Source organism: Streptomyces sp. NPDC023723, from assembly GCF_040639815.1.
Taxonomy (GTDB): Bacteria; Actinomycetota; Actinomycetes; order Streptomycetales; family Streptomycetaceae; genus Streptomyces.
Genome location: NZ_JBFAAP010000024.1, coordinates 73,941 through 98,939 on the forward strand (window position 1 = coordinate 73,941; position 24,999 = coordinate 98,939).

At 74.2% G+C, this 24,999-nt stretch carries 26 protein-coding genes; 8 read left to right on the forward strand and 18 right to left on the reverse strand.

Features of this window, described 5'->3' with window-relative positions; genetic code table 11:
- Positions 1-29 precede the first annotated feature (29 nt).
- Both AB0G32_RS23845 and AB0G32_RS23850 read right to left on the reverse strand, forming a co-directional pair.
- A complete protein-coding gene (locus tag AB0G32_RS23845; RefSeq protein WP_361166658.1) occupies positions 30-776 on the reverse strand; it encodes an MBL fold metallo-hydrolase in 747 nt (248 codons plus the stop codon).
- A 62-nt stretch (positions 777-838) separates the two neighbouring features.
- A complete protein-coding gene (locus AB0G32_RS23850) occupies positions 839-1,465 on the reverse strand; it encodes an alpha-ketoglutarate-dependent dioxygenase AlkB (protein WP_361166661.1) in 627 nt (208 codons plus the stop codon).
- A 122-nt stretch (positions 1,466-1,587) separates the two neighbouring features.
- Here AB0G32_RS23850 and AB0G32_RS23855 point away from each other — a divergent pair, with 122 nt between their 5' ends.
- Entirely contained in the window at positions 1,588-2,175 is a 588-nt protein-coding gene (locus AB0G32_RS23855; RefSeq protein ID WP_361166664.1) for a helix-turn-helix domain-containing protein, read from the forward strand.
- 32 nt (positions 2,176-2,207) lie between these two features.
- Positions 2,208-3,881, forward strand: a complete 1,674-nt coding sequence (locus tag AB0G32_RS23860; RefSeq protein ID WP_361166667.1) for an FAD-binding dehydrogenase — start codon at positions 2,208-2,210, stop codon at positions 3,879-3,881.
- Positions 3,882-3,909: 28 nt separating this feature from the next.
- Here the strand turns inward: AB0G32_RS23860 and AB0G32_RS23865 are convergent, their stop codons facing one another.
- From AB0G32_RS23865 to AB0G32_RS23875, 3 genes are all read right to left on the reverse strand, one after another.
- The gene (locus tag AB0G32_RS23865) at positions 3,910-4,275 is read right to left on the reverse strand and encodes a DUF488 family protein (protein ID WP_361166670.1); all 366 of its coding nucleotides are present in this window, start codon (positions 4,273-4,275) and stop codon (positions 3,910-3,912) included.
- A 25-nt stretch (positions 4,276-4,300) separates the two neighbouring features.
- A complete protein-coding gene (locus AB0G32_RS23870) occupies positions 4,301-4,552 on the reverse strand; it encodes a WhiB family transcriptional regulator (RefSeq protein WP_361166673.1) in 252 nt (83 codons plus the stop codon).
- 132 nt (positions 4,553-4,684) lie between these two features.
- Entirely contained in the window at positions 4,685-5,587 is a 903-nt protein-coding gene (locus AB0G32_RS23875; RefSeq protein ID WP_361166676.1) for a LysR family transcriptional regulator ArgP, read from the reverse strand.
- A 107-nt stretch (positions 5,588-5,694) separates the two neighbouring features.
- On the opposite strand from AB0G32_RS23875, the gene AB0G32_RS23880 reads away from it, so the two are divergent.
- Both AB0G32_RS23880 and AB0G32_RS23885 read left to right on the forward strand, forming a co-directional pair.
- On the forward strand, positions 5,695-6,312 hold the full coding sequence (locus AB0G32_RS23880; protein WP_361166679.1) for a LysE family transporter: 618 nt from the start codon (positions 5,695-5,697) through the stop codon (positions 6,310-6,312).
- A gap of 76 nt (positions 6,313-6,388) precedes the next feature.
- Positions 6,389-7,690, forward strand: coding sequence for an MFS transporter (locus AB0G32_RS23885; protein ID WP_361166682.1), 1,302 nt, complete (start codon positions 6,389-6,391; stop codon positions 7,688-7,690).
- Here AB0G32_RS23885 and AB0G32_RS23890 read toward each other — a convergent pair.
- From AB0G32_RS23890 to AB0G32_RS23900, 3 genes are all read right to left on the reverse strand, one after another.
- The gene (locus AB0G32_RS23890) at positions 7,687-8,145 is read right to left on the reverse strand and encodes a cyclic nucleotide-binding domain-containing protein (RefSeq protein ID WP_361166685.1); all 459 of its coding nucleotides are present in this window, start codon (positions 8,143-8,145) and stop codon (positions 7,687-7,689) included. The two genes, AB0G32_RS23885 and AB0G32_RS23890, sit on opposite strands and share 4 nt — an antisense overlap.
- 304 nt (positions 8,146-8,449) lie before the next feature.
- Complete coding sequence (locus AB0G32_RS23895; RefSeq protein ID WP_361166688.1) at positions 8,450-9,928, reverse strand: ornithine decarboxylase; 1,479 nt, start codon at positions 9,926-9,928, stop codon at positions 8,450-8,452.
- A gap of 51 nt (positions 9,929-9,979) precedes the next feature.
- Positions 9,980-10,201 carry a hypothetical protein gene (locus AB0G32_RS23900; protein WP_361166691.1) on the reverse strand — a complete coding sequence of 74 codons (222 nt, stop codon included), beginning with the start codon at positions 10,199-10,201 and terminating at the stop codon, positions 9,980-9,982.
- A 181-nt stretch (positions 10,202-10,382) separates the two neighbouring features.
- Here AB0G32_RS23900 and AB0G32_RS23905 point away from each other — a divergent pair, with 181 nt between their 5' ends.
- The 4 genes from AB0G32_RS23905 (at position 10,383) to AB0G32_RS23920 (ending at position 13,345) form a co-directional block, all read left to right on the forward strand.
- Positions 10,383-10,811: an ATP-binding protein gene (locus tag AB0G32_RS23905; RefSeq protein ID WP_361166694.1), complete on the forward strand. Its 429-nt coding sequence runs from the start codon at positions 10,383-10,385 to the stop codon at positions 10,809-10,811.
- A gap of 171 nt (positions 10,812-10,982) precedes the next feature.
- Entirely contained in the window at positions 10,983-11,864 is an 882-nt protein-coding gene (locus AB0G32_RS23910) for a SigB/SigF/SigG family RNA polymerase sigma factor (protein WP_361166697.1), read from the forward strand.
- A 181-nt stretch (positions 11,865-12,045) separates the two neighbouring features.
- Complete coding sequence (locus AB0G32_RS23915; RefSeq protein WP_361166700.1) at positions 12,046-12,885, forward strand: DUF1206 domain-containing protein; 840 nt, start codon at positions 12,046-12,048, stop codon at positions 12,883-12,885.
- Positions 12,886-12,913: 28 nt separating this feature from the next.
- Positions 12,914-13,345 carry a hypothetical protein gene (locus tag AB0G32_RS23920; protein ID WP_361166703.1) on the forward strand — a complete coding sequence of 144 codons (432 nt, stop codon included), beginning with the start codon at positions 12,914-12,916 and terminating at the stop codon, positions 13,343-13,345.
- Positions 13,346-13,351: 6 nt separating this feature from the next.
- Here the strand turns inward: AB0G32_RS23920 and AB0G32_RS23925 are convergent, their stop codons facing one another.
- The 10 genes from AB0G32_RS23925 to AB0G32_RS23970 form a co-directional block, all read right to left on the reverse strand.
- Positions 13,352-15,601, reverse strand: a complete 2,250-nt coding sequence (locus AB0G32_RS23925) for an FUSC family protein (protein ID WP_361166706.1) — start codon at positions 15,599-15,601, stop codon at positions 13,352-13,354.
- Positions 15,602-15,682: 81 nt separating this feature from the next.
- On the reverse strand, positions 15,683-17,059 hold the full coding sequence (locus tag AB0G32_RS23930) for an NAD(P)/FAD-dependent oxidoreductase (RefSeq protein ID WP_361166709.1): 1,377 nt from the start codon (positions 17,057-17,059) through the stop codon (positions 15,683-15,685).
- Between the two features lie 126 nt (positions 17,060-17,185).
- Entirely contained in the window at positions 17,186-18,898 is a 1,713-nt protein-coding gene (locus tag AB0G32_RS23935; protein ID WP_361166771.1) for a SpoIIE family protein phosphatase, read from the reverse strand.
- 2 nt (positions 18,899-18,900) lie between these two features.
- Positions 18,901-19,062, reverse strand: coding sequence for a hypothetical protein (locus tag AB0G32_RS23940; protein WP_361166712.1), 162 nt, complete (start codon positions 19,060-19,062; stop codon positions 18,901-18,903).
- A 2-nt stretch (positions 19,063-19,064) separates the two neighbouring features.
- Complete coding sequence (locus AB0G32_RS23945; RefSeq protein WP_361166715.1) at positions 19,065-20,129, reverse strand: ATP-binding SpoIIE family protein phosphatase; 1,065 nt, start codon at positions 20,127-20,129, stop codon at positions 19,065-19,067.
- A complete protein-coding gene (locus AB0G32_RS23950; RefSeq protein WP_361166718.1) occupies positions 20,129-20,569 on the reverse strand; it encodes an anti-sigma regulatory factor in 441 nt (146 codons plus the stop codon). Before AB0G32_RS23950 ends, AB0G32_RS23945 begins: the two co-directional genes overlap by 1 nt.
- Positions 20,569-20,973, reverse strand: a complete 405-nt coding sequence (locus AB0G32_RS23955) for an STAS domain-containing protein (protein WP_361166721.1) — start codon at positions 20,971-20,973, stop codon at positions 20,569-20,571. Before AB0G32_RS23955 ends, AB0G32_RS23950 begins: the two co-directional genes overlap by 1 nt.
- Complete coding sequence (locus AB0G32_RS23960; protein ID WP_361166724.1) at positions 20,970-21,869, reverse strand: STAS domain-containing protein; 900 nt, start codon at positions 21,867-21,869, stop codon at positions 20,970-20,972. Before AB0G32_RS23960 ends, AB0G32_RS23955 begins: the two co-directional genes overlap by 4 nt.
- Positions 21,870-22,043: 174 nt before the next feature.
- Positions 22,044-22,457 (reverse strand): STAS domain-containing protein, encoded by a 414-nt coding sequence (locus AB0G32_RS23965; protein WP_361166727.1) that lies wholly within the window; start codon positions 22,455-22,457, stop codon positions 22,044-22,046.
- A gap of 170 nt (positions 22,458-22,627) precedes the next feature.
- On the reverse strand, positions 22,628-24,976 hold the full coding sequence (locus AB0G32_RS23970) for a SpoIIE family protein phosphatase (RefSeq protein ID WP_361166774.1): 2,349 nt from the start codon (positions 24,974-24,976) through the stop codon (positions 22,628-22,630).
- Positions 24,977-24,999 lie beyond the last annotated feature (23 nt).

Sequence of the window (24,999 nt, forward strand, 5' to 3'; positions counted from 1 at the left end):
ACCCGACTCTAAGCCGTCCGGGGTGTTCCTCAGCACGCCAGTTCCCGGGCCCGCCGCGCGGCCGCCGGCACGGACCCGCGGTGGGCCGGCCCGTGTCCGGGCAGCAGCAGGTCGCCGTCCAGCTCCTCGAACACCGCCAGTGACGCCACCGTGCGGGGCCGCTCGTGGTGGAACATGTCCGGCAGCAGTTGCGGGCCCCGGGTCCGGGCGATGGGATGGCCGGTGACCAGGGCGTCGCCCGAGATCACCACCCCCGCCTCGGGCAGGTGGTAGGCGCAGTGCCCGTCGGTGTGCCCGGGAGTGTGCACGGGGACCGGCCGGCCGGGCAGGTCCAGGGCACCGGCCCCGGGGAACGGCCGCGGCTCGGCGACCGGCAGCTGCGCGGTGCCGCCGGAGCGGGCGGCGTGCGCGATCCACGGCAGCACGCCGGGCCGCCAGGCGTTGCGCAGCACGGTCGGGACGGTGACCTGCTGGAGGAAGTCCCGCCGGGCGTGCGGCACTTCCGCCTCGTGCAGCAGGACCGGCGTGCCGTACGTGGCGCGCAGGTACTCGGCGGAGCCCAGGTGGTCGTTGTGCGCGTGGGTGATCAGGACGGCCGCCACCGCGTGCGGCGAACTCCCCACCACCGCCAGCGAGTCGAGCACCGCCTGCCGGTCCCCCGGGTAGCCGGTGTCGACCAGCGTCACCGCGTCCCCGTCGGTGAGTATCACCCAGTTGGTGTTGCTGCCGTGCACCAGGTAGGTGCCGTCCGCGACCTGTCGCACGTCGGCGCTCATCGCTCACTCCGCGTTCCGGTGGGGGGTGGTGGGCCGGGGACAGGTAATCAGACCCGCCAGTGTCACCGCACACCGCGGGGGCGGAACTGCACGCTGATCCGGCCCCCGGTGACCCGCGCCGACTTCGGTACGCAGTGCTCCCAGGTGCGCTGGCAGGAGCCGCCCATCACGATCAGGTCGCCGTGCCCCAGCGGCCGGCGCACCGTGTCCCCGCCGCCCACCGGGCGCAGCAGCAGGTCCCGGGGGGTGCCCAGGGAGAGGATGGCGACCATGGTGTCCTCCCGCGCGCCCCGGCCGGTCCGGTCGCCGTGCCAGGCCACGCTGTCCCGGCCGTCCCGGTAGTGGCACAGCCCCGCGGTGCGGAACGGCTCGCCCAGTTCCGCGCGGTAGTGCGCGGTGAGGGCGTCGCGGGCGTCGTCCAGCACCGGGTCGGGCAGCGGGTCGGCGGCGCCGTAGAAGGCCAGCAGCCGGGGGACGTCGACCACCCGGTCGTACATCTCGCGCCGCTCCGCGCGCCAGGGCACCTCGGCGGCGAGCCGCTCGAACAGCGCGTCGGCGCCGCTCAGCCACCCGGGCAGCACGTCGATCCAGGCGCCGGAGCCCAGCCGGGTGCGGCGGACCGCGTCCAGCGGGCCGGGCCGGGCCCGGTCGGTCTGGTCGAAGAGGGAGCCCTGGAGGTGCGTGGTCATGCTCCGAGCGTACCCCGTAATCGAACGTGCGTTCCATCAGTGGTCCGGCGTGAAAGTGCTGTGCGCGGGGTTCGCATACGCCGGTGCATCGGATACGTTCGCGTATCGAAACGGAGGCGGACGTGCCGGAACGAGTGACCAGGCGCCGGGCGCGCACGCGCGCCGACCTGCTGGAGGCGGCGTTCGCGGTGTTCGCCGCCAAGGGGTTCGGGCACGTGTCGATCGAGGAGGTCAGCGCGGCCGCCGGATACAGCCGGGGAGCCTTCTACTCCAACTTCGCCGGCCTCGACGAGCTGTTCTTCGCCCTGTACCGGGAACGCGCCGAGCTGATCGCCGAGCAGGTCGCCGGCGCGCTGGCCCAGGACGGACCCGGGCCGGACCTGGCCGCCGCCGTGGCCCGGGTCACCGAGGTGCTGCTGCTCGACCGGGACTGGCTGCTGGTCAAGACCGACTTCCTGACCCACGCCGCCCGCGACCCGGCCGTCGCCCGCACCCTGCTGGCGCACCGGGCCCGGCTGCGCCACGCGATCGCCGGCCGGCTCGCCCGCGCCGGCACCGCGCTGCCCGCCGTGCTCGGCGACGCCGACGGCGCGGCCGGCGCGGTGGTCGCCGCCTACGACGGAGTCACCACCCAAGTACTGCTGGACCGGGACGAGGAGCATGCCCGCGTCTGGCTGGGGCGGCTGCTGACCGCGCTGCTCACCAGCTGAACGAACCGAGTGCACGAGAAGGGACGGTCGCCATGGACGCCGACGTCATCGTCGTCGGAGCGGGCCTCGCGGGACTGGTCGCGGCCCACGAGCTGACCAGCCGGGGCCGCCGGGTCGCCCTGGTCGACCAGGAGAACGCCGCCAACCTCGGCGGGCAGGCGTTCTGGTCGTTCGGCGGGCTGTTCCTCGTCGACTCCCCGGAGCAGCGGCGGCTCGGCGTCAAGGACAGCTTCGCGCTGGCCTGGAACGACTGGCAGGGCAGCGCCGGCTTCGACCGGACCGACGACGAGGACTCCTGGGCGGTGCGCTGGGCCCGGGCGTACGTCGAGTTCGCGGCGGGGGAGAAGCGGTCCTGGCTGGACGGGCACGGCATCAAGCTGCTGCCCACCGTCGGCTGGGCCGAGCGCGGCGACCTCAGGGCCGGCGGACACGGCAACTCGGTGCCCCGCTTCCACATCGCCTGGGGCACCGGCACCGGCGTGGTCGAGCCGTTCGCCGGGTACGCCAAGCAGGCGGTGCGCGACGGACTGCTCACCTTCCACCACCGCCACCGGGTCGACGAACTGGTCGTCGAGGGCGGCACCGCGCGCGGCGTACGGGGCACCGTCCTCGCCGAGGACGGCTCGCCCCGGGGAGTCGCCTCCAACCGCGACCCGGTCGGCGAGTTCGAACTGACCGCACAGGCCGTGATCGTCACCTCCGGCGGCATCGGCGCCGACCACGACATCGTGCGCCGCCACTGGCCCGCGCGCCTGGGCACCCCGCCCGCCGAGATGGTCACCGGCGTCCCCGCCTACGTCGACGGCCGGATGCTGGACATCAGCGCGGCGGCCGGGGCCCGGCTGGTCAACCGGGACCGGATGTGGCACTACACCGAGGGCATCCGCAACTGGGACCCGGTCTGGCCCGGCCACGGCATCCGCATCCTGCCGGGCCCGTCCCCGCTGTGGTTCGACGCGCTCGGCCGCCGGCTGCCCGACCCCTGCCTGCCCGGCTACGACACCCTCTCCACCCTGCGGCACCTGCGCACCGACCAGGACATCGCCGCGTACGACCACTCCTGGTTCGTGCTCACCCGGAAGATGATCGAGAAGGAGTTCGCGCTGTCCGGCTCCGAGCAGAACCCGGACATCACCGCCAAGGACCGGGGGGCCTTCCTGCGCGAGCGGGTCGTCGGCAAGGGCGCCCCGGCGCCGGTGGCCGCGTTCCTGCGCGAGGGCGCCGACTTCGTGACCGCGGCCACCCTCGAACAGCTCGTGGACCGGATGAACGGCCTGACCGGCAAGCCGCTCCTGGACGCCGCCGCGGTCCGCCGCCAGATCGAGGCCCGCGACCTCCAGCTGGCCAACCCGTTCAGCAAGGACTCCCAGGTCCAGGGCATCCGCAACGCCCGCCGCTACCTCGGCGACCGGATCGGCCGGGTCGCGGCACCGCACCGGGTCCTGGACCCGGCGGCCGGCCCGCTGATCGGCGTCAAGCTGCACATCCTCACCCGCAAGACGCTCGGCGGCATCCAGACCGACCTGGACTCCCGCGCCCTCGGCGCCGACGGCAGCCCGGTCGAGGGCCTGTACGCGGCCGGCGAGGTGGCCGGCTTCGGCGGCGGCGGGGTGCACGGGTACAACGCACTGGAGGGCACCTTCCTGGGCGGCTGCCTCTTCTCGGGGCGGGCGGCGGGGCGGGCGGCGGCTCGCCAGGTGGGCTGAGCGGCCGGTCCGTTCACCGTGCGTCGAGTCACCGTGCGCCGAGCAGGCGGGCCAGGACGGCGGCGTGGCCGCGGGCCGGGTCCTTGGCCGCGGTCAGCAGCGTCACCGGACCCTGGCCCGCCAGCTCTCTCACTCTGCCGAGCGCCTCGGCGGCCGCCGGGGCGGCCAGCTCCGCCCGGTAGCGCTCGGCGAACTCGGCGAAGGAGCCCTGGCCCGCGTGGTACCAGCGGCGCAGTTCCGTGGACGGGGTGAGGTCCTTGGGCCACTCGTCCACGTGCGCCGCGTCCTTCTTCACGCCGCGCGGCCACAGCCGGTCCACCAGGACCCGAGTCCCGTCGTCCGGCTCGGGCGGGTCGTAGACACGGCGCACCCGCGGGTGGGTACGGACGGTCATGGCGGACCTCCCTTCGCTCGCCGGGTCAGCCGGTGCGCCGGCGGTTGGCCAGCCGCCGCTTCAGGGCACGGCGTTCGTTCTCGTCGGTCCCGCCCCAGACACCGATGGACTGCCCCGTGTCCAGGGCCCACCGCAGACACTGGTCCCGGACCGGGCAGCGATGGCAGACCGCCTTCGCCTGTTCGGTCTGCAGCAGGGCCGGGCCGGAAGTTCCGATCGGGAAGAACAGGTCGGGGTCCTCGTCGCGGCAGGCCGCGTGCTCTCGCCAGTCGTCCATCAAAGTCACCTGCGATCGTCGTATCGCGCTGCACGGAATCGGTTGCTCACCCTCGGGTGACCTGTGGACGCCGGGGCCAAACGGGCCAGAGGCCGCAAAGTCGCTTCCGGGCAAAGGAGTTCCCGCGCGTTCCTACGGGCGCAGTGCCCGGGCCGCGCCCGCCGCCACCGCCTCGGCCACCGCCGCCAGGGCCGGTGAGTCGAGCTTCCACTGCTGCCAGTACAGCGGCACGTCGACCGTCGTCCCGGGGGCCGGCTGGGTCAGCCGGCCGGCCCGCAGCAGGGGTTCGGCCTGCGGCTCGGGCACCACGCCCCAGCCCAGTCCGGCGGCGACGGCCTCGACGAACCCCTCCGAGGTGGGCACCTGGTGCCGTGCCGCGCTCGCGGCCGCGCCGCCCAGCCGGCGGACGAAGCCGTCCTGGAGGTCGTCGCGCCGGTCGAACGTCACCACGGGTGCCGCACCGAGCGCCTCCCGCAGCGGACCGCCCAGATACCGGGCGGCGAACTCCGGTGCGGCCACCGGGAGATACCGCATCCGCCCGAGCGGCCGCACCGAGCAGCCCGGCACCGCGTCCGGCGACGAGGTCACCGCGGCCATCACCAGGCCCTCCCGCAGCAGGGCGGCGGTGTGCGTCTCGTCCTCCCGGCGCAGCTCGAAGCAGAGCGGCGGATCGCGCGGCACCCGGGTGAGCGCGGCCAGGAACCAGGTCGCCAGCGAGTCCGCGTTCACCGCCACCGACACCCGGACCGGCTCACCGGCCCCGCTCAGCCCCAGCTCCGCGTGCGCGTCCCGGGCCAGCCACGCCACCTGCCGGGCCAGCCGCACCAGGACCGCGCCGGACGGTGTCGGCCGCACCGGCTTGGTGCGCAGCAGCAGCACCCGGCCGGTGCGCTGCTCCAGCGCCTTCACCCGCTGGCTCACCGCCGACGGGGTCACGTGCAGCGCCGCCGCCGCGGCGTCGAACGTCCCCTCGTCCACCACCGCCAGCAGGGTCCGCACCTGGTCCAGCGGCAGATCGTCCAGCGCCGTCGTCATCCCGTCACCTCAGCGAGAGCCTCCACCACAGCTGTCTTCATCAGAGCTAAAGATACGTAAGAATCTTTAGCTGTACGCGCGGTGATCGCGCGCTTAGCGTCGAGGCCATGAGCAACGCCCTGACCGCCGCGGCCGCCGGGTTCGGTACCGGCCTGTCCCTCATCGTCGCCATCGGCGCCCAGAACGCCTTCGTGCTGCGCCAGGGCATCCGCCGGGACGCGGTATTCGCCGTGGTCGGGATCTGCGCCCTGTCCGACGCGGTACTGATCGCGCTGGGTGTCGGCGGGGTCGGCGCCCTGGTGGCGGCCTGGCCGGGCGCGCTGACCGCCGTCGGCTGGATCGGCGGCGTCTTCCTGCTGGGGTACGGCGCGCTGGCCGCCCGGCGGGTGTTCCGGCCGGCCGGCGCGCTGCGGGCGGACGGCGCGCGGGCGGCCGGCTCCCGGCGGCGGGCGGTGCTCACCTGCCTGGCGCTGACCTGGCTCAACCCGCACGTCTACCTGGACACCGTCTTCCTGCTCGGCTCCGTCGCCGCCGACCGGGGCGCGCTGCGCTGGACCTTCGGGCTGGGCGCGGCGCTCGCCAGCCTCGCCTGGTTCGCCGCGCTCGGCTTCGGCGGCCGCTTCCTCGGCCGGTTCCTGGCCGGCACCGGGGCATGGCGGGTGCTGGACGGCCTGGTCGCCGCCACCATGATCGCCCTCGGCATCTCATTGATCGCCGGAAGTTGACGCCCGTCACACCGCTCGGCCCCACCACCCTGCGATAGTGAGCGAGTCTAAAGATGTAACGACCAAGTAGGAACGCGTGGACACGAGCGACAGCACTACCGAATCCCGGGCGCAGGCCCCTGAGGCCGACGCCCCGCGCCGCGGCTGGCGCCGCTTCGCGATGGACACCCGCCCCCTGCGCCGCCCCGCCTTCCGCAGACTCTGGGTCTCCACCATCGTCACGGCGGTGGGCAGCCAGCTCACCGCCGTCGCCGTGCCCAAGCAGATCTACGACATCACCGGCTCCTCGGCCTGGGTGGGCGCCGCGAGCCTCGCCGGACTGGTGCCGCTGGTGGTGTTCGCGCTGTGGGGCGGCGCGGTCGCCGACACCATGGACCGCCGCAAGCTGCTGCTGATCACCAACAGCGGGATAGCCGTGACCTCGCTGCTGTTCTGGGTGCAGGCCGTCACCGGCATGGAGTCGGTCGCCGTACTGATGGTGCTGCTCGCCCTCCAGCAGGCCTTCTGGGGGCTGAACTCCCCGGCCCGCAGCGCCTCCATCGCCCGGCTGGTGCCGACGGGTGAACTGCCCGCCGCCAACGCCCTCAACTCCACCGTCATGCAGACCGGCCAGGTGGTGGGCCCGCTGCTGGCGGGCGTCCTCATCCCGGTCATCGGCCTGCCCGAGCTGTACCTCATCGACGCCGTCGCCCTGTGCGTCACGGTGTGGGCGGTCTACCGGCTGCCCGCCCTGCTGCCGCTGACCGGCAACGGCAAGGGCCGCGCCGGGCTGCGCGAGGTGGTCGCGGGGTTCCGCTACATCGCCGGGCACACGGTGCTGCTGCTGTCCTTCCTCGCCGACATCGTGGCGATGGTGTTCGGCATGCCCCGGGCGCTGTTCCCGCAGCTGGCCGCCGAGACGTACGGAGGCTGGGGCGAGGGGCTCGCGCTGGGTCTGCTGTACGCGGCGATACCCATCGGCGCGGTGGCCGGCGGCCTGTTCTCCGGTACGTTCTCCCGGGCCCGGCGGCACGGCTGGATGGTGATCGGCGCGGTCGTCGCCTGGGGCGCGGCGGTCGCGGGCTTCGGGCTGAGCGGCAACCTGTGGCTCGCGGTGGTCTTCCTGGCCGTCGCGGGCGTCGCCGACATGGTCTCGATGGTCTTCCGCGGCGCCATCCTGCTGTCCGCCGCGACCGACGAGATGCGCGGCCGGATGCAGGGCGTCTTCACGGTCGTGGTCGCGGGCGGGCCGCGGCTGGCCGACGTGCTGCACGGCACGGCCGGCTCGGCCTTCGGTCCCCGCGCCGCGGTGACCGGCGGCGGAGTGCTGGTCGTCGTGGTGATGCTGGTCCTGGCCGGCACGGTGCCGGCCCTGCGCCGCTACCGGGTGGCCCGCTAGAGCGGGCCGCCGCGCCGGTGCAGGGAGTACTGCTCCAGCAGCTTGCCCCGGGTGGACTCCAGCCGGTGCGCCAGGATCTCGGCGACGGACCGCACCAGGACCACGCCGAGCTGGGGATCGTCCTCGCACAGCCGCAGCACCGCGGCGGCGTCGAACTCGTAGGCGCGCACCGCGCTGAACGCCTCGGCGCCGAAGTCCCACCGGTACGGCGGGAACAGCCAGGACCAGCCGAGCAGGTCACCGGCGCCGAGCCCGGCGACGGTCACGGTCTGGAGCGAGGTCACCCGCTGGGTCAGGGAGACGGCGCCCGAGCGGACCACCCAGAAGCGGTCCGCGGTGCCGCCCGCCTCGAAGATCCGGGTGTCCTCCGGGAAGCGCACCTCCCGGGCCAGTTCGGTCAGCCGCGCCCGCTGCGGAGGGGGGAGGACGTTGAGCAGTTTGATCGCTTTGGTCATGACACGGAACTCCTCGCCGGCGATGCGGTTCCGGTGTTTTCCCTACGACCATTTCAGCGCCCGACGCGGCCGCGGGCACCTCGGCGGCCCGCGGAGATTCCGTGACGGCATGGGAAAGCCCTGGCTGGACGGGGGGAACCAGCCAGGGCCGTCAACGGTGGCGGCGGGGGACCGGGGGGTCGACCCCGTCACCACGTATAGATGAACGCTAAACCAATTGCGGGGGTTCAGTGAAGCCGGGGGCGGAGTTCGTGACCGGACTCACCCAGGGGCGGGGCGGGCGGCGGGCGGGCACACGGCCCGTTCAGGCATCGTCCTGCGCGGTCACCCGCACCGTCTCCAGCGCCGGATCGGTCGGGTCCGGCAGGTACATCCCGGCGGCCAGCCCGCTGGTCAGGTAGCGCAGTACCGGTTCGGTCAGCCGCTCGCCGGGCAGTACCGCGGGGATGCCCGGCGGGTACGGCGTGATCATCTCCGCCGCGATCCGGCCGGCCGCCCGGGCCACCGGCACGTCCTCGGTCGGCCCGAAGAACGCGTCGCGCGGCAGCCGCGCCTGCGCCATCCGCAGCCCGGCCGGTGCCGGGACCGCCACCCGGGGCGCGTCCGGCAGTCCGGACGCGGCGTGCGCGAGGTCCTTGAGCGCCGTCAGCAGTTCCCCGGTGGTCTCCTGGTCGTCGCCGTGGGTGATCTGCGCGCCGATCCGCCGGTGGTCCGTCAGGTGCGCCACGATGTCGTGCCGCTCACGCAGCCAGTCCGCGGCCTGGTAGCCGGAGATGCCGAGCCCGTCGAGGTCGATGACGACCGGCAGCGGGTCGAAGCCGTCGGCCAGCCCCGGCCCGCAGAAGTCCGCGCGGTCGTTGACGTGCATGCCGTCGATCTGCTCGATCGCGGACCGTACCTGGGCCGCCAGGTCCAGCGCGCCGCCCATGACCTCCTGGCCGCGCAGCGCCATCTGGCGGCGCCAGCCGTCCAGCCCCGCGTAGATCAGCGCCGACGGGCTGGTGGTGCTGAGCAGGTCCGCGCGCATCCCCAGCAGCTTCGGCTCCACCAGGTCGCCCTGGAGATGGAAGACGGAACCCTGCTCCAGGCCGCTGCCCATCTTGTGGATGCTGGTCACACAGATGTCCGCGCCCGCGTCCATCGCCCAGGACGGCAGGTCCGGGTGGAAGGGCAGATGCGCGCCCCACGCCTCGTCCACGATCAGCGGCCGCCCGCGCCGGTGGCAGACCTCGGCGACGGCCCGCAGGTCGGCGCTGGCGCCGTACGGCGTCGGACTGGTGATCAGCGCGCCCCTGGCGTCGGGATGCGCGGCGAAGGCCGCCTCGTACTCGTCGGCGGACGGCGGATGGGCGAGATGGCGCTCGGCGTCCCAGCGCGGCTCCACCCAGACCGGTTCGATGCCCGACAGCACCAGCCCGGACACCACCGACTTGTGCGCGTCCCGGCCGATCAGCAGCTTCTCGTGCGGTCCCGCGACCGCGAGCATCGCCGCCTTGACCGACAGGGAACTGCCGCACGTCGAGAAGAACGTGTGGTCGGCGTGGACCGCGTCGGCCATCAGCTCCTGGGCGCGCTGGAGCACCCGGTTCCGGGTGAGCCGGTCGTCGAGCCCGCCGGTGGCCAGTACGTCGCCGAGGAAGACCGCGTCGCCCAGCACCTCACGGACGGCCGGGTCGGCGCCCCGCGCCTGCTTGTGCCCCGGGGGCGTGAACGCCAGCCGGCCCTCGCGGCGGTAGTCGGCGAGCGCCCGCAGAACCGGGGCCTGAGTGTGATCGATGGCCATGCCCCTGCGGTTTCCCCGCTCCGGCCGCCCCAATCGGCACCGGCCGGCCGGTCAGCCGCGCTCGGTGCGCCGGCCCGGCGTCAGCACCTCGTCCAGCACCCGCAGCACCGCCCCGTAGGCCACCGTGCGCACCTCGGCGTCCCGGGCGCCCTCCGGGTCGGTCGGCCGCAGTTCGTCCCGCCGGGCCCGCCAGGTGCGCTCCTCCTGGGCCGCGCAGGCCCGTGCCCGGTGCATCCGCCGCAGTAGTTCGTCCGCGTCCACCACATCCGTCATGCACACCGCGTACCCCGCACCCGGCGGCCGCATGGCCGCTGGACCGTACGGAGGTCGTGAGGTTTGCGGGTGCGGTCAGAGGTCAGCCGGAACACAAGGCAGCCGCGGGCAGGGCGGGCTCCGGCCCGGTTCCACACGATGTGCCGCACGATCAGGGAGCTGACGGATGTGTGAGAGGCCCATGACCCCTTCCGCCGCCGAGCGGACCGGTGACCAGCGGAGCCGGCCCACCCGGCCGAGCAAACCCGCCGAGGCGCGCCGGGCCGTGGAGCGCGCGGTCACCGCGCGCTGCCGCGAGGGCGGCACCCGGTACGACGCCGACGCCCTGTCGGACGCCGTACTGGTCGCCTCGGAACTGACCACCAACGCCATCCTGCACGGCGGCGGCGTCACCGACTTCCGGGTCGACGTCGTCGGCCCCGGGCTGCGCCTCTCGGTCAGCGACCGCAGCGACGCGCTGCCCGCGCCGGTGCCCGCCGCCGACCGGCAGGGCCGCTGGACGGTGGGCGGCCGCGGCTGGCCCATCGTCTGCCGGCTCGCCCGCGACGTGCGGGTGTCCGGCCTGCCCTCCGGAGGCAAGTGCATCAGCGTCCTGGTACCGCTGTCCTGAGTACTTTTCGAAAAGCGGAGTTTGTTCCCCGAGGGGAAGGGCAGTCGCAGTTTCGTGCTTCGGACCGGAGGCGCAGCAGCGGGAGCGGTATGGCTGCTTCGACACTCCAGTCGACCGCAGCGCCGTTCCCGCGGAAAGTCCCCTGGAGACCACCGTTCAGGAGCGGATCGCATGCTCATTGACACGCCCACTGGCCGTCCCGCGACAGCCGAGTCCACCCCCACCGTCACCGAGCCGACGAACGCGCCGTCCCGGCGCCGCCACGACGACGCCCCCGACACCGCGAGCCTGTTCACCCGGTTGGCGGCACTGGCGGAGGGTCCCGAACGCGACGCGGTGCGCGACGAACTCGTCACCGCGTGGCTGCCCATGGCGCACCGCATAGCCGGCCGCTTCCGGGACCGCGGCGAGTCCGTCGAGGACCTGCGCCAGGTCGCCGCGCTGGGCCTGGTGAAGGCCATCGACCGGTTCGACCCGGAGCGGGGCGCCTTCGAGAGTTACGCCGTGCCCACCATCACCGGTGAGGTCAAGCGGCACTTCCGGGACCGGATGTGGGCCCTGCGGGTGCCCCGCCGGGTCCAGGAACTGCGCAACAAGGTACGGGTGGCGCGGCGCGAGCTGACCCAGAACCCGGGCAGCCCCGAGCCCTCGACGGCCGACATCGCCGCCCACACCGGGCTGACGGAGGAGGAGGTCGGCGCCGGGATGGAAGCGCTGGAGAGCTTCAGCACGCTCTCCCTGGACGCCGAGCTGTCGGCCGGCGACGACGGCTACAGCCTCGCCGACACGCTCGGTGCCGCCGACAACTCCTACGACGTCGTGGTGGACCGCGAGTCGGCCAAGGAGGGCCTGCGCCGGCTGCCCGAGCGCGAACGCGCCATCCTCTACATGCGCTTCTTCGAGGACATGACGCAGAGCCGGATAGCCGACCAGCTCGGCATCTCGCAGATGCACGTCTCCCGCCTCATCAGCCGCAGCTGCGCCCGGGTCCGGGACGAGGCGATGGGCCGCCGCCCGGCCCGCCGCGGCCCCGGCCGCCGCCCGCCGGCCTGACCACCGGCGCTCCCGGGTCCCCGCCGCACCCGCCGCGGACGCACGTCGTCCGCGGCGGGTGCGGCCGGTTGCGAGGAGCCGCCGCGCCCGCCTGGAACCGGCCGGTCCGCAACGCCGTCCCGGCCGCGGGGTGTGCGCGGTGCGCGGCGGGGCATCCGGGAGGCTCGAAGGGGAGGACGAGATGACCACGCGAGTACTGCCCACGACCGCCCGCGGCCGGGTCCGCCGGGCCGCCGACGGAACAGCCGGCGAAGGCGCCGCCCGCGCCGGGCTCACCGCCCGGGGGGTGATCTATCTGCTGGTCGGTGTGCTGGCGCTGCGGATCGCCTTCGGCGACGGCAGCCAGGAGGCCGACCGCTCGGGCGCCCTGGAGGAACTGGCGGCCCAGCCGTTCGGCGCGGTCCTGCTGTGGGCCCTGGGCATCGGCCTGGTGGGCATGGCCCTGTGGCGGCTGTCGGAGGCCGCCTTCGGCGCCGTCGGCCCGGACGGCCGCAAGGCGAAGAAGCGGCTGGCGGCCGCCGCCCGGTGCGTGTTCTACGGTTTCGTCGCCTACTCGGTACTGGCGTTCGCGGCCAGCCCGGCCAACGGGTCCGGCGGCTCCAGCGACCAGCAGTCCCGCGACGTCACCGCCCGGGTCATGGAGGTGCCCGCCGGACGCTGGCTGGTCGGGATCGCCGGCGTCGGCATAGTCGTCGCCGGCGTGGTGATCGGCGTCCAGGCCGCCCGGCGCAGCTACCGCAAGAAGCTCAAGACGGGGCAGCTCGCGCCCTGGTCGCGACGGCTGGTGGACGTGACCGGCGTGGCCGGGGGAGTGGCCCGGGGCCTGGTGTTCGCCACGGCCGGCGCCTTCGCGGTACGGGCCGCCGTCGACTACGAGCCGGACCGGGCCAAGGGCCTCGACGACACCCTGCGCTCCTTCGCCGAGACCCCGCTCGGGCCCTGGCTGCTGGTCCTCGTCGCGGCCGGCCTGGTGCTGTTCGGCGTCTTCTCGTTCGCACTGGCCCGCTGGCGTCGCGTCTGAGCGACGTGGGAGGGGGAACACGGAGAAGATGAACGAACACGAGATTCCGCCGGACGGCCGTCCCGTGGACGTCTACCTCGACCTTCTGCGCGTCCGGATGGACACCGAGGACTACCGGATGCTGCTCAGCGTCGTGGAGCCGGTTCTGCGGGCGATCGACGACCAACAGATGCCCACCATCGACTTCTCCCTCGACGGCCAGGACGCCGACGCCCTGCCCCAGGAGATCCGCGACGAGGCCGCCCTGGTCATCGCCACCGCCGTGACGGGCCGGCTCGACAACGAGGTGATCGAGATCAGCACCGAGGAGACCGGGCCGATCAGAGTGGTCACCGACGCGGCCACCGCCTCCGACCCGGACCGCCTCGGCGAGATCGCCGACTACCTCAAGGAACGCCACCGGCAGAACGAGGAACTGCGCGGCATCGCCGAGGCCAGCGGTCTGCCCAGCGACTTCTGACCGCCGTCACCGCTTCGGCGTCGCCACCGGCACCCCGAGCGGCCGGGCGAGGCCGGTCACCGCCTCGTCCAGCCGCTCCAGATGCCGCAGCACCCGGCCGGTGATCCGGCCGTACCGGGGCACGCCCGCGGTGTCGTACTCCAGCAGCGAGGCGATGCTCGGACCGGTCTCGACCTCACCCGCCGCACCCGGGTCCGCGACCCGCGCGGCGATCGTCCCAATGTTGCGCACCGTGCGCCGCACCGCCCCGCGCAGCCGGGGGTCGGCCGCGATGGACGGATGGGTGGGCAGCAGCTCGGCCGTCGCCGCCAGCGACCGCGCGTGGTACGCGCAGGTCTCCAGCAGCGCCACCACATAGCGGGCGGTGTCCCGCCGGGCCCGCAGCGGCGTGATGGGGTGGGTCAGCGGCTGGGTGGCGCCGCGCAGATCGCCCAGCGCCTGGTCCAGGTCGCGGGCCCGGTCCAGCAGATCGGCCGCCGGCCCGCCGCTGAGCTGGTCCACCGCGCCCTCGGTGACGTCGGTGAGCCGCTCCAGGACGGTGCCGAGCAGTTCGTCGGTACGGCTGTCGGTGCGCACCGGCAGCACCAGCGCCGCCGCCACCACCCCGCAGGCCGCGCCGAGCGCCGTCTCCTCGATCCGCAGCACCAGCACCGACAGGCTGTACGTGTGCAGCAGCGTGTACAGCAGGCCCAGCATGGCGGTCACGAAGAACGACATCAGGGTGTAGGACAGCGGCGCCGTGTAGAACATCGCGAAGATGAGCACCAGGACCAGCGCGAACGCCGTCCAGGTGTGCTGTCCGACCAGCCCGGCCAGCACGATGCCGGCCACCACCCCGAAGACCGTGCCCAGCAGCCGCCGGTAGCCCTTGACCAGGATCTCACCGGTCGACGCGGTGTTGATGAAGACGATCCAGCAGGTGAGCACCGCCCAGTACCAGCGCTGCGAGGAGAGCAGCTCGCCGCCGGCGATGGCCAGCGTGGAGCCGACCGCGACCTGCACCGCGGCCCGGGTGGTGGGCCGCCGCAGCCCGGTCTGCTCCGCCGCCTCGTCGGCCGCCGCCTCCCCGGCGTCGATCGCCGCGTCCTCGGCGTCCAGCTCCTCGCGGGAGCGGGTGGTGGCGGGGGAGTCGTCGGACTCGTCCTGCGGACCGTCCAGCGCCACCCGCAGACCCATCACCGCGCGGGCCGTCTCGCCGATGCCGCGGAACACGTCCTGGACGGCCGGGGAGGCGGCGGGCAGGTTCTCCTCGTCGCGGTAGCCGAGCAGCCGGTTGCGCAGATGGGACAGCGCGGTGCCGCGCGCCTCGGCGGGCGGCCGTACCACCAGTTCGCGCAGCGCCGACAGGTCGCGGCGCAGCAGGGCGGTGGCCTCGTCGGCGCCCGGCAGCCGGCCCATCGTCGGGGCCGGGGCGCCCGGCAGATGCAGGGTGAGCGTGTCGGCCCGGCGGGCGCTGCGCGCGGTCAGCAGCAGCAGCCCGAGCCGCTCGGCGGCGATCTCGGCGTCCGCGATACGGCGCTGCACCAGCCGGGTGGTGGACGCGTCCAGCGTGTTGTCGTCCAGCCGGGTCTGGATCATCAGCGCCGTCTCGTGCAGCCGGGCGTGGCCCTCCCGCAGGTCCGCCAGCACCTTGTCGATGTCGTCCGGACCGGCGTCGAGGAGCTCCAGCTGGGCGGAGAGCAACTGGGCCAGCCGGGCCCGGAACGCCTGCCGCAGCCGCTGGAGGACGCCCGCCGGAGTGGCCGGCACGATCCCGAACCGCACCACGGCACTGCACGCGAACGCCACGGCCAGCGACAGGTACAGCTTCGGCAGCCCGGCCACGGTCGCGCCGACGAACAGGGAGACGAAGTAGAGCTGGAAGCCGATCAGGCCGAGCGCCGTGCCCCGGTCGCCGAACCGTCTGCCGTAGACCGCGCAGAAGATCAGCACCACGAAGAAGGCGTCGCCGAGCACCACGTGCGAGGCGAGCAGCGCGGCCAGCGACACCGAGGCGAGCGCGACCGGCAGACCGAGCGCCAGGGTGACGGCCTGCGCGGCGGGCTGCTTCTCCCGGATGGCGAAGGTGGCGACCATCGCCGCCATCGCGCCCGCCACCAGATGCGTCACGTCGGAGCCGAGCAGCGCCAGCACGGCGAGCGCCAGCGCGATCGCGCCCACCGTCCGCAGCCCGGCGACCAGCCGCAGCAGTCCCGGATCGGAGGCGGCGACGCGGTCCCGCAGTCGCGTCCGCACCGAGCGTCCCGCTGCCCTCACGCCGCCGTACACTCCCCATCCGTCGAACGCCGAGATCCACTTCTCAGCATGTCACGCCGTGAGCGGACCCCGCCCGCCGGGTCAGGTCCGGGCCGCGCCGGCCCCCTCGACGTGCGCCCGCACCTCATCCGGCGACATGTAGGCGTCGGTGTATTCAAAATCCTTCAGCTTGGCCGGCTTGCGGGCCTGGAAGCCGGTGCGCACGAAGTCGTCGCCGGCCACCGCGTTGAGCAGCCAGTTGGTCATCACCCGGGTCTTGGCGACGCCGGTGCGCAGCGCCGACCAGTGGTAGCCGCGGGCCACCGCCTGCGCGGGCACCCCCCGCAGTTCCACGCCCAGCGGCTTGGAGACCGCGTCCGCGCCGCCGAGGTCGACCACCAGCCCCAGGTCCTTGTGCACGTACGGCCGCAGCGGCCGGCCGCGCAGGGCGGCGATGACGTTGTCGGCGACATGGGTGCCCTGGCGCATCGCGTGCTGCGCGGTGGGCGGGCAGACCGCGCCGTCCTGACCCTTGGCGAGGTCGGGCACGGCCGCCGCGTCACCAAGTGCGAAGACCCCGTCGTGGTCGGGCAGGCACATCTCGGCGGTGACCGCGAGCCGGCCCTTGACCGTCTCCGCGCCGAGCGTGGCGATCAGCGGACTGGCGGCGACGCCCGCGGTCCAGATGAGGGTGCGGGTCGGGATCACCCGGCCGTCGGTGAAGGTGACCTCCTCCTCGGCGGCCTTGGCGATGGAGACGCCCAGCGAGATCTCGATGCCGCGCCGGCGCAGGATCTCCAGGGCGCTGCGGCCCAGCTTGTCACCCAGTTCGGGCATCAGCTTCGGGGCGATGTCGATCAGGTGCCACTTGATCAGGTTGGGGTCCAGCCGGGGATAGCGCTTGACGGCGGCGCAGGTCAGCCGTTGCAGACAGGCCGCGGTCTCGGTGCCCGCGTAGCCGCCGCCGACCACCACGAACTGGAGCCGGGAGGCCCGCTCGGCGGGGTCCTCGCTGGCGTCGGCCAGATCCAGCTGGGTGATGACGTGGTCCCGGATGTACGCGGCCTCGGCCAGCGTCTTCATGCCGAACGCGGTGTCGGTCAGCCCCGGGATGTCGAAGGTGCGGGTGATGCTCCCGGGCGAGAGCACGATGTAGTCGAACGGCTCGTTCACGATCTTGTCGGTGATGGTGCGCACCACGCAGACCTTGGACTCCAGGTCCACGCCGATGGCGCCGCCGGGGATGATCCGGGTGCGGTACTTGCTGCTGCGGCGCAGGGACACCGCCACCGACTGGGGGGTCAGGACGCCGGAGGCGACCTGGGGCAGCAGAGGAAGGTAGAGCTGGTAGGCGAAGGGCGTCACCAGCGTGATCTCCGCCTCGCCCGGAGAGAGTTTCCTCTCCAGACGGCGGACGCACTCCACACCGGCGAAACCTGCGCCGACCACCAGAATCCTGGGTCGTGTCACGGTGTCCATCCCTTTCCGCGGCTCCGGGCCGTCTGCCTCGAACGTCCTTCGCCTGCCCGGGGATCGCTGCTTCGCACCCACCGATCTCATCGCGCCGCCGCGCGTTTCGCCACTCGGACGCGCCCGCCCGGCCGCTCAGCCGCGCTCCCGCAGGTGGCACAGGAGGAGACAGACGTCGTCGTCCCGCTCGGAGTCGCTCAGCAGCGGGTCCAGGATGCCGTCCGCCGCACCCCCCAGGTCGATCTCCAGCTCGGCGGGCCCGAACGACCCGAGCGCCGCCGCCAGCCGCTCGATGCCCGGGTCTATGCCCCGGGCCCGCCGCTCCACCAGACCGTCCGTGTACAGCGCCAGCGTCGTCCCCGGCGCCACCCGTACGGTGTGGTCCGCGATGTCCTGCTTGAGCGGGATGCCGAGCATCGCGCCGGGCTTGGCGTCCAGGATCGTCACCCGCCCGTCCGGCCCGCGCAGCACCGGCGGCGGATGCCCGGCCGCCGCCCAGGTCAGCGTCGGCTCGTCCGGGTGGAACCGGGCGATGACGGCGGTGGCGTACAGGTCGGGCTGGAGGTTGTGCAGGAAGTTGTGCAGCCGGGTCAGCAGCCGGCCGGGGCTGCCGCCGTCCACGGCGTAGGCGCGCAGCGCGGTGCGCAGCTGGCTCATCATGACCGCCGCGTGCAGTCCGTGCCCGGTGACGTCGCCGACCACCGCGATCACCGAGCCGTCCGGCTGGCGGAACGCGTCGTACCAGTCGCCGCCGATGTTCATTCCCTGGGTGGCCGGCAGATAGCGGGCCGCCATGCCGAGGAAACCGGGCGTCGGAAGTTCGGTGAGCAGGGCGCGCTGGAGGGTCTCGGCGATGTCCCGGTTGTGCTCGTAGCGCCGCGCGTTGTCGATGGCGATGCTGGCCCGCCGGGTCAGCTCCACCAGCATCACCGCGTCGTCCCGGTCCCAGCGCTCGCCGGGCGGCGACATGGTCAGCACGCCCAGCGGCTCCCGGCGGGTGGGCAGCGGGATGCACAGCACCGGCCGCGCGGAGTGCGCCGGGGACGTCGGGTGGTCGTCCACCCCGGCCAAGTGCCCCGGGTGGTCGGCGGCGTACTGCGGGCGCCCGGTGCGGGCCGCGGTGACCGCCGCCGGGTGCGCCGCGGCGCCCCGCGGGTCGTCGTCGGTCTCGAACAGCCACAGGTCGACGTTTCCGGCGTAGCCGGGCACCAGCAGGTCCGGCAGGCGGCGCAGGATCTCGTGGTGGTTGAGCGGCGTGGTCAGCACCGCGCTGGCGTCCGCCAGGAACGTCAGCCGGCGGCGCGCCTCCTCCGCCTCGGTGCGCGCCTTGCGCTCGGCGGCGAACGCCTCGCGCTGGGCCCGCCCGGCGGCGTCCAGTTCGGCGTGCAGCGCCACCACGCCCTGGTTGGTCTGCTGGAGCTCCTCGCGGTGGAAGGCGACCAGTTCCTCCTGCTCGCGCAGCTTGCGCAGCACCAGCGCGGTGTCCTCGTCGGCGCCGAGCAGCGCCTCCGCCAGCGCCGCCGGGTCGTCCGCCGGGCCCGGCTCCGGCGACCGGTCCGGCTCCGGGCAGGCCAGCGTCATCCGCCACGGCGGCTGGCCCGCCGCCGACACCTCCCGGGACGGTGTCACCAGCACCTCGAGGCGGCCCTCGCCCGAACCGCGGGCGATCGGGTTCAGCGTCAGCCGCCAGGTGCCGCCCTTGGTCAGGCACTGGCGCAGATGCGCGCTGAGCGCCGCGGACAGCCGGGTCCGCTCCAGCGGCGGCACCCCGTACGCGGCGACCAGCCGGGCGGTGGCGATCCGCGCCCGCGCCGCGTCCAGAACACCGGAGATCTGCCAGGTACGCATCGTCACCGGTCCGACGGGTTGGAGGTGAGTACGGCCACGGCGGTGTCGTCGCGCACCGGGCGGGCCGGGCTGCTGGTGTCGTGCGGGGTGGCCGGGGCCGTGCGGGCGGGGTGACGGGTTCGGGGCGTGGCGTGGGGGACGCCGGGGGTCTGCCTGGTACGCATCGTCACCGGTCCGACGGGTTGGAGGTGAGTACGGCCACGGCGGTGTCGTCGCGCACCGGGCGGGCCGGGCTGCTGGCGTCGCGCAGGGCCACCGCGGCCGTGACGGCGGGATCGAGCGCGGGGCGGCACGCCTCGGGCGGCGGCGTCCAGCGGCTGGGCAGCCCGTCGCTGTGCAGGATCAGCAGGTGGTCGTCACCCCAGGCGGCCTCGTCCTCGCGCAGCGTCCCCGGCCGGTGCACGCCGACAATGCCGGGCCGGGACACCAGCGGCCGCCACACCCCGGCCGCGCACAGCCGCGCCCCCACGTTGCCGACCCCGGTGAACCGCAGCCGCCCGGCCCCCGGATCCACCTGGGCCACCGCGACGGCCGCGCCCCGGGTGGAGCCGAGCGCCGCGTCCAGCCGGCGCAGCACCTCGGCGGGGCCCAGCCCGGCCGCGCCGCGCAGCGCGTCCACGGCGGCCGTTGAGGCCCGGGCCGCCTCCGGCCCGTGGCCCAGTCCGTCCGCCAGCATCAGCGTCACCCGGTCCCCGGAGCGCACCCACGCCCAGGCGTCCCCGGAGTACTCCGCCCCGGCGAACGGCACGTTCACCCCGCCGGCCCGGACCGCGGCGGTCGGTCCCGGGGCGTCGGCGCCGGTCCGGGGCAGCGCGGCGCCGACCCGGGCCAGCGCCACCGTGCCCCGGCCCAGGACGCTGTGCAGCGCGAACTCGTGGGCGACACGGCGGCAGGTGCCCAGGCCCGCGCCGAGCGACCCGGCGGTGGAGAAACCGTCCCGCAGCGCCGCGTCGACGTCGGCGATGCCCGGACCGTGGTCGACCGCCGCGATCTGCACCATCGGCGCCGCGTCCAGACCGGCCGCGAGCACCGGCGGCGCCACCACGTCGATCAGTACCTGGCCGCCGCCCGCGTGCTTGAGCAGGTTGGTGGCCAGTTCGGTGGCGACCAGCGCCGCGGCCGCCGTGCGCGGCTCGTCCAGCGAGGCGGCGGAGGCGGCGTGCTCGGCCGCGACCCGGGCGTCCCGCACCCGGGTCGAGTCGTGCACCGGCACCTCCCACACGCGTGGCATCAGAACTCCTCCCGCGGCCTGGGCGGCCGGCCGGTCCAGGAGGTCACCCGCACCGTGGTACCGGCGCCCGGGGCGCTCTCGATCGAGAACTCGTGCACCAGCCGGCGCGCCCCGCCCAGGCCCATGCCCAGCCCGTCGCCGGAGGTGTAGCCGTCGCTGAGCGCCTGCTCCACGTCCGTGATGCCCGGCCCCTGGTCGCTGAAGGTCAGCCGCAGACCGTGCGCGGAACCGTCGACCAGGTGCTCCGACTCCACCGTGCCGCCACCGCCGTACACCAGTGTGTTGCGGGCCAGTTCGCTGGCCGCGGTCACCAGCTTGGTCTGGTCCACCAGGCCGAAACCGAGCTGGGCGGCGGCCTGCCGGACGTGCTGGCGCACCCACATCAGGTCCAGGTCCGAACGGACCGGCAGGCGGGCCTCCACGCCCGCTGCCGTGCCCATCACGGACGCTCCTGGCGCGGGGCGCCGGGACGCGCGTCCAGCAGCTCCAAAGCGGCCTCGGTGCTCAGCGCGGTATGCAGTCCGGGCAGCGTCAGACCCAGCTCCACCAGGGTGATCGCGACCGCGGGACGCATGCCGACGATCACCGTCCGGGCCGCGAGCAGGCCGGACTGGGCGGCGATCTCGGCCAGCACCCGGCCGAGGAAGGAGTCGACGATCTCCACCCCGGAGATGTCGATGACCACGCCGGTGGCCCCGCTGCCCACCACCGTCTCGGACAGGTCCTGCTGGAGCTGCTGGGCGGTGTTGTCGTGCAGGTCGCCCTGGAGGGTGACGAGCAGCACCCGGCCCAGCCGGAGCACCGGTACACGTCCGGCGGCGGGGCCGGCAAACGCCTCGTTCACCGCTGATCCGTACCGTTCGACGCGGTGTTGACGATGCCGGCCCCCAGCTTGTGCAGCGCGTAGCCCAGCGCGTCGGCGAGCCCGGCCCGGGTGATCACCCCGCCCAGGTCCAGACCGAGGTGGACGATGGTCTGCGCGATCGCCGGACGGATGCCGGAGACGATGCACTCGGCGCCCATCAGCCGGGCCGCCTGCACCGTCTTCATCAGGTGCTGGGCGACCAGCGAGTCGACCGTCGGCACCCCGGTGATGTCCAGGATCGCGTACCGCGCCTGCTGCTCGACGATGGACTCCAGCAGGGTCTCCATCACCACCTGGCTGCGGGCGCTGTCCAGCGTCCCGATCAGCGGGACCGCCACGATGCCGTCCCACAGCTTGATGACCGGGGTGGCCACCTCCATCAACTGCAGCCGCTGCCGGTCGATGAGCGCCTGCCCCTCGCTCAGCGCGGTCTGCATGACCAGCACCCGGAGCGTGCCCATGAGCACGCTCAGCGTGGTCGTACAGGCCCGCACATGGTCGGTCGGGGCGTCCCGCAGCTGCTCCAGGAGCATGTTCTCCACCGGCGGGCGCAGCCCGGCCAGCTCGCTGGAGACCTGCCCGGTGCTCAGGCCGGCCCGGGACCGCGCCGCGGCCATCCGCCCCAACTGCTCCCGTACGCCCGCGAACCCGGCGGCGTCGGGGTCCTCCACCCGGCCCACGTCCGCGACCTCGGCCAGCGCGTCGACGACGGCCTTGCCCGCCTCCACCGCCTCGTCCCGGGAAACCGTGAACACGGCCCGGAACAGGGGCTCGTCGGCCCAGCGCTGCGCGATCTGCTCCCGGCGGCCGCGCAGGAAGTCGCGGACCTCACCGGTCGGCGTTCCGGGCGTTGTGTCCGCTACGTGCTCCGGCACCTGTTTCACTCCTCATCCGCAACTGCGTCGCGCGAACCGTTGCGGGAACGGGCCGGCGACGTGACTCTGCCGGGCGCCCACTGTAACCACCCGCCGACCTCGTACGACACCTCGTGCGGCACCTCGGCGGACGGCCGGCGCGAGCCGCGGCCCAAGGAGGAACGCCGGTTGCCGTCAGTCGTGCTGTTCCTGGTCCCGCGACTGCTCCTGGCCCGGTCCGGCGGCCTGCCCGTCGACCAGCGCGAGGGCGTCCTCGACGCTCTCCGAGACCGGGACCGTGATGCTGACACCGGTGAGATCCAGTATTCGCCGCACCGCGGCGGCGGGCCGGATGATGTGCACACTGCCCGGCAGCTCCCGGGCCTCCTGGTAGACCCGCAGGATGATGTTCATGCCGGAGGAGTCCATGAACGGCACCGCCGACAGGTCCAGCAGGAAGTGCCGCCGGCCGTGGTGCAGCTGATTGGCCAGATGGTGCTGGAACTCGGTGGCGGTGTCGACGTCGAGATACCCCTCGACCGTGAGCAGCGCCACGTCCTCACGGGGCAGGGTCACCTCGACGGACAGCGGATCCTGGGCAATGGGCACGTGTACCTCCAACAGGTGCGGACAACCGGCTCGGTTACCCCCGTACGTCACTTCGATGCGCGTCTCTCCCGGAACGCACGGGTGATCAACATCTCATCGCCCCTCCTTCCGGTGTCGTCAGCGCGCTCGCGCGTCTACCCCCTCCCGGGCCGGTCATGCCTGCCGGGTTCTCAGCCGAGGCGGACGCCCACCAGACAGGTGTCGTCGTCCGTGTCCGACCTGCTGTAGGTGAGCAGCCGGTCCAGTTGCTGGTCCAGTGCGGTGGGCGCCGCGCGGACCGTGGTCAGCAACTGGCTCAGCGACTCCTCCACGGACCGGTCCCGCCGCTCCACCAGCCCGTCGGTGTACATCAGCAAGGTGTCCTCGGCGGCCAGTTGCGTCTCGGCCTCCTCGTACCGGGCCTCCGGGACCGCGCCCAGCAGGATTCCCTTGACCAGCGGCAGCGGCGCCGCCGACCCGTCCCGCACCAGCACCGGCGGCAGATGGCCCGCCCGGGCCCAGCGCAGGGTGCGCCGGGACGGGTCGTACAGCCCGCACACCGCCGTCGCGGTCACCCCGCCGGTCAGATGGTGCGCCACGATGTTCAGCCAGGACAGCAGCTGGCCCGGGCCCGCCCCGGTCACCGCGAGGCCGCGCAGCGCGTTGCGCAGCACCACCATGGTGGTCGCGGCCTCTATGCCGTGCCCGGCCACGTCCCCCACGCACAGGAGCACCAGCCGGTTGGGCAGCACCACGGCGTCGTACCAGTCGCCGCCCACCAGCTGCTCGGTCTCGGCCGGCCGGTAGCGCACCGCGACCTGGAGGCCGTCCATCCGCAGCGGCGCCTGCGCCGGCGGCATGATGGCGTGCTGCAGCTGAAGGGTCAGCCGGGCGCGTTCGCTGGCCTGCTGCTCGGTGTGGGCGAGCTGGTCCCGGGTGGCGGCCAGCGCCACCTCGGTCCAGTGCTGCGCCGAGATGTCCTGGCAGGCACCGCGCAGCATCAGCAGCCGGTCGTCGGTGTCCAGCACCGGCTCGGCCACCACCCGGATGTGCCGGGTCACGCCGTCCGGCCGGGCCAGCCGGAACGCCGCCGAGGCGGGCCGCCGGTGGTGCATCAGGGTGCGCAGGAACCGGCCGATGGTGACCGCGTCGTCGGGGTGGGCGTGCGCCTGCAACTGCTCCAGCGGCACCGGCGTACTCGTCTCCGGGCGCCCGTACAGGTCGAACAGCTGTCCGTTCCAGGTGATCTCGCCGGTCAGCAGGTTCTCCTCGAACCCGCCGATCCGGCCGAGCCGCTGGGCGTGCTGGAGCAGACTGGCCAGCCGCGCCGTCTCGTCCTCGATGCGCCAGATCAGCAGGACGGCGTTGCCGTGCCGGCTGACGCTGATGTCCGCGAGTGCCGACAGCGGCACCTGGTCGACCAGCGCGGTCAGGTTCATCCGCCGGGCCCGGAACGGCTCCCCGGTGGCGTACACCCGTTCCACGCTCTTGAACAGCTCGCTGTCCCCGGCCGCCATCGGGTACGCCTCCAGCAGCAGCGCGCCGCCCACCACCGCGCGGGGCCGGCCGGCCGGGTCGAGGAAGCGGTCGTTGACGTGCTGGATCAGGAAGTCGACCAGGTTCCCGGCGGCGTCCAGGTGCGGCACCAGGACCAGCGCCGGGTCGTGCAGTCCGTCGGCCAGGTCCATCAGCTCCACCGCGTCCGGCAGCAGCCGCGGCTCCGGCCCGGCGCCCGGGGCCGACGGGTAGGTCTCCAGGGTGTGCGCGCACAGTTCGGCCAGCGCCTCCAGCTGGCGCACCACCTGCGGGGGCTGCGGATCCAGCGGCCCGGGCCAGGCGATCTCCAGCACGCCGTGCACCCGCCCGCCGGTCCCGGCGGGCAGCGCCACCCGCCCGCCCCGCGGATTCTGGTGCCGGCCCACGCTGGGCAGCCCGGTGTCGGCCAGCGAGCCGATCCACCGCCCGTCCGCGCCGGTCAGGCCGCTGCGGGCCACCGTCGCCACGTCCGGCGGGACATACCGCCAGCGGGCCGCCTCGGCGGGCGAGAAGCCCGCGCTGCCGGCCAGCGTCAGCGAGCCGTCGGAGCCCGCCGACCAGATCGCCACGGCCACCGCGCCCAGTGGCCGCAGCGCCTGCTCCAGCAGGGCGTCGGCGACGGCCTGGGTGTCGTCGGCGGCCAGCGCCCCGCTCTCGGCGGCCCGCAGCCGCACCGCGGCCGACTCGGCGGCCTGCTCCTCGTCGGCCGCGGCGGCGGTGGCCGCGAGGAACGCGTCGGTCACCTCCGACATCCGGTCCCGGGCGGCCTGGTTGATGACGTCCACCGCGAACTCCAGCGGCGTCACCTGGGCCTGCTCGGCCAGCTCGGCGAGCTGCCGGGCGGCCTGGGCCGGGCCGCAGCCCAGCCGCTCCACCAGGATGCCCTTGGCCAGCTCGATCAGGGCCCGTCCCTCGGCCTCCGCCTGGGCCCGGCTCACCTCGCGGCTGAGCCGGGCGACGGTGGCCGCCAGCCGGCCCACGGGCGACTCGGGGGAGACCTCCACGAGGTCGCCGCCGGACCCCTGGG

Bases quoted from the DNA above. Each gene is read 5' to 3' on its own strand.
- AB0G32_RS23860 (WP_361166667.1), top strand. From the start codon at position 2,208: ATGGACGCCGACGTCATCGTCGTCGGAGCGGGCCTCGCGGGACTGGTC.
- AB0G32_RS23900 (WP_361166691.1), bottom strand. From the start codon at position 10,201: ATGACGGATGTGGTGGACGCGGACGAACTACTGCGGCGGATGCACCGG.
- AB0G32_RS23880 (WP_361166679.1), top strand. From the start codon at position 5,695: ATGAGCAACGCCCTGACCGCCGCGGCCGCCGGGTTCGGTACCGGCCTG.
- AB0G32_RS23875 (WP_361166676.1), bottom strand. From the start codon at position 5,587: ATGACGACGGCGCTGGACGATCTGCCGCTGGACCAGGTGCGGACCCTG.
- AB0G32_RS23895 (WP_361166688.1), bottom strand. From the start codon at position 9,928: ATGGCCATCGATCACACTCAGGCCCCGGTTCTGCGGGCGCTCGCCGAC.
- AB0G32_RS23930 (WP_361166709.1), bottom strand. From the start codon at position 17,059: ATGGACACCGTGACACGACCCAGGATTCTGGTGGTCGGCGCAGGTTTC.
- AB0G32_RS23915 (WP_361166700.1), top strand. From the start codon at position 12,046: ATGACCACGCGAGTACTGCCCACGACCGCCCGCGGCCGGGTCCGCCGG.
- AB0G32_RS23890 (WP_361166685.1), bottom strand. From the start codon at position 8,145: ATGACCAAAGCGATCAAACTGCTCAACGTCCTCCCCCCTCCGCAGCGG.
- AB0G32_RS23950 (WP_361166718.1), bottom strand. From the start codon at position 20,569: ATGGGCACGGCAGCGGGCGTGGAGGCCCGCCTGCCGGTCCGTTCGGAC.
- AB0G32_RS23870 (WP_361166673.1), bottom strand. From the start codon at position 4,552: ATGGACGACTGGCGAGAGCACGCGGCCTGCCGCGACGAGGACCCCGAC.
- AB0G32_RS23910 (WP_361166697.1), top strand. From the start codon at position 10,983: ATGCTCATTGACACGCCCACTGGCCGTCCCGCGACAGCCGAGTCCACC.
- AB0G32_RS23920 (WP_361166703.1), top strand. From the start codon at position 12,914: ATGAACGAACACGAGATTCCGCCGGACGGCCGTCCCGTGGACGTCTAC.
- AB0G32_RS23940 (WP_361166712.1), bottom strand. From the start codon at position 19,062: ATGCGTACCAGGCAGACCCCCGGCGTCCCCCACGCCACGCCCCGAACC.
- AB0G32_RS23865 (WP_361166670.1), bottom strand. From the start codon at position 4,275: ATGACCGTCCGTACCCACCCGCGGGTGCGCCGTGTCTACGACCCGCCC.
- AB0G32_RS23850 (WP_361166661.1), bottom strand. From the start codon at position 1,465: ATGACCACGCACCTCCAGGGCTCCCTCTTCGACCAGACCGACCGGGCC.
- AB0G32_RS23845 (WP_361166658.1), bottom strand. From the start codon at position 776: ATGAGCGCCGACGTGCGACAGGTCGCGGACGGCACCTACCTGGTGCAC.
- AB0G32_RS23935 (WP_361166771.1), bottom strand. From the start codon at position 18,898: ATGCGTACCTGGCAGATCTCCGGTGTTCTGGACGCGGCGCGGGCGCGG.
- AB0G32_RS23945 (WP_361166715.1), bottom strand. From the start codon at position 20,129: ATGCCACGCGTGTGGGAGGTGCCGGTGCACGACTCGACCCGGGTGCGG.
- AB0G32_RS23905 (WP_361166694.1), top strand. From the start codon at position 10,383: ATGACCCCTTCCGCCGCCGAGCGGACCGGTGACCAGCGGAGCCGGCCC.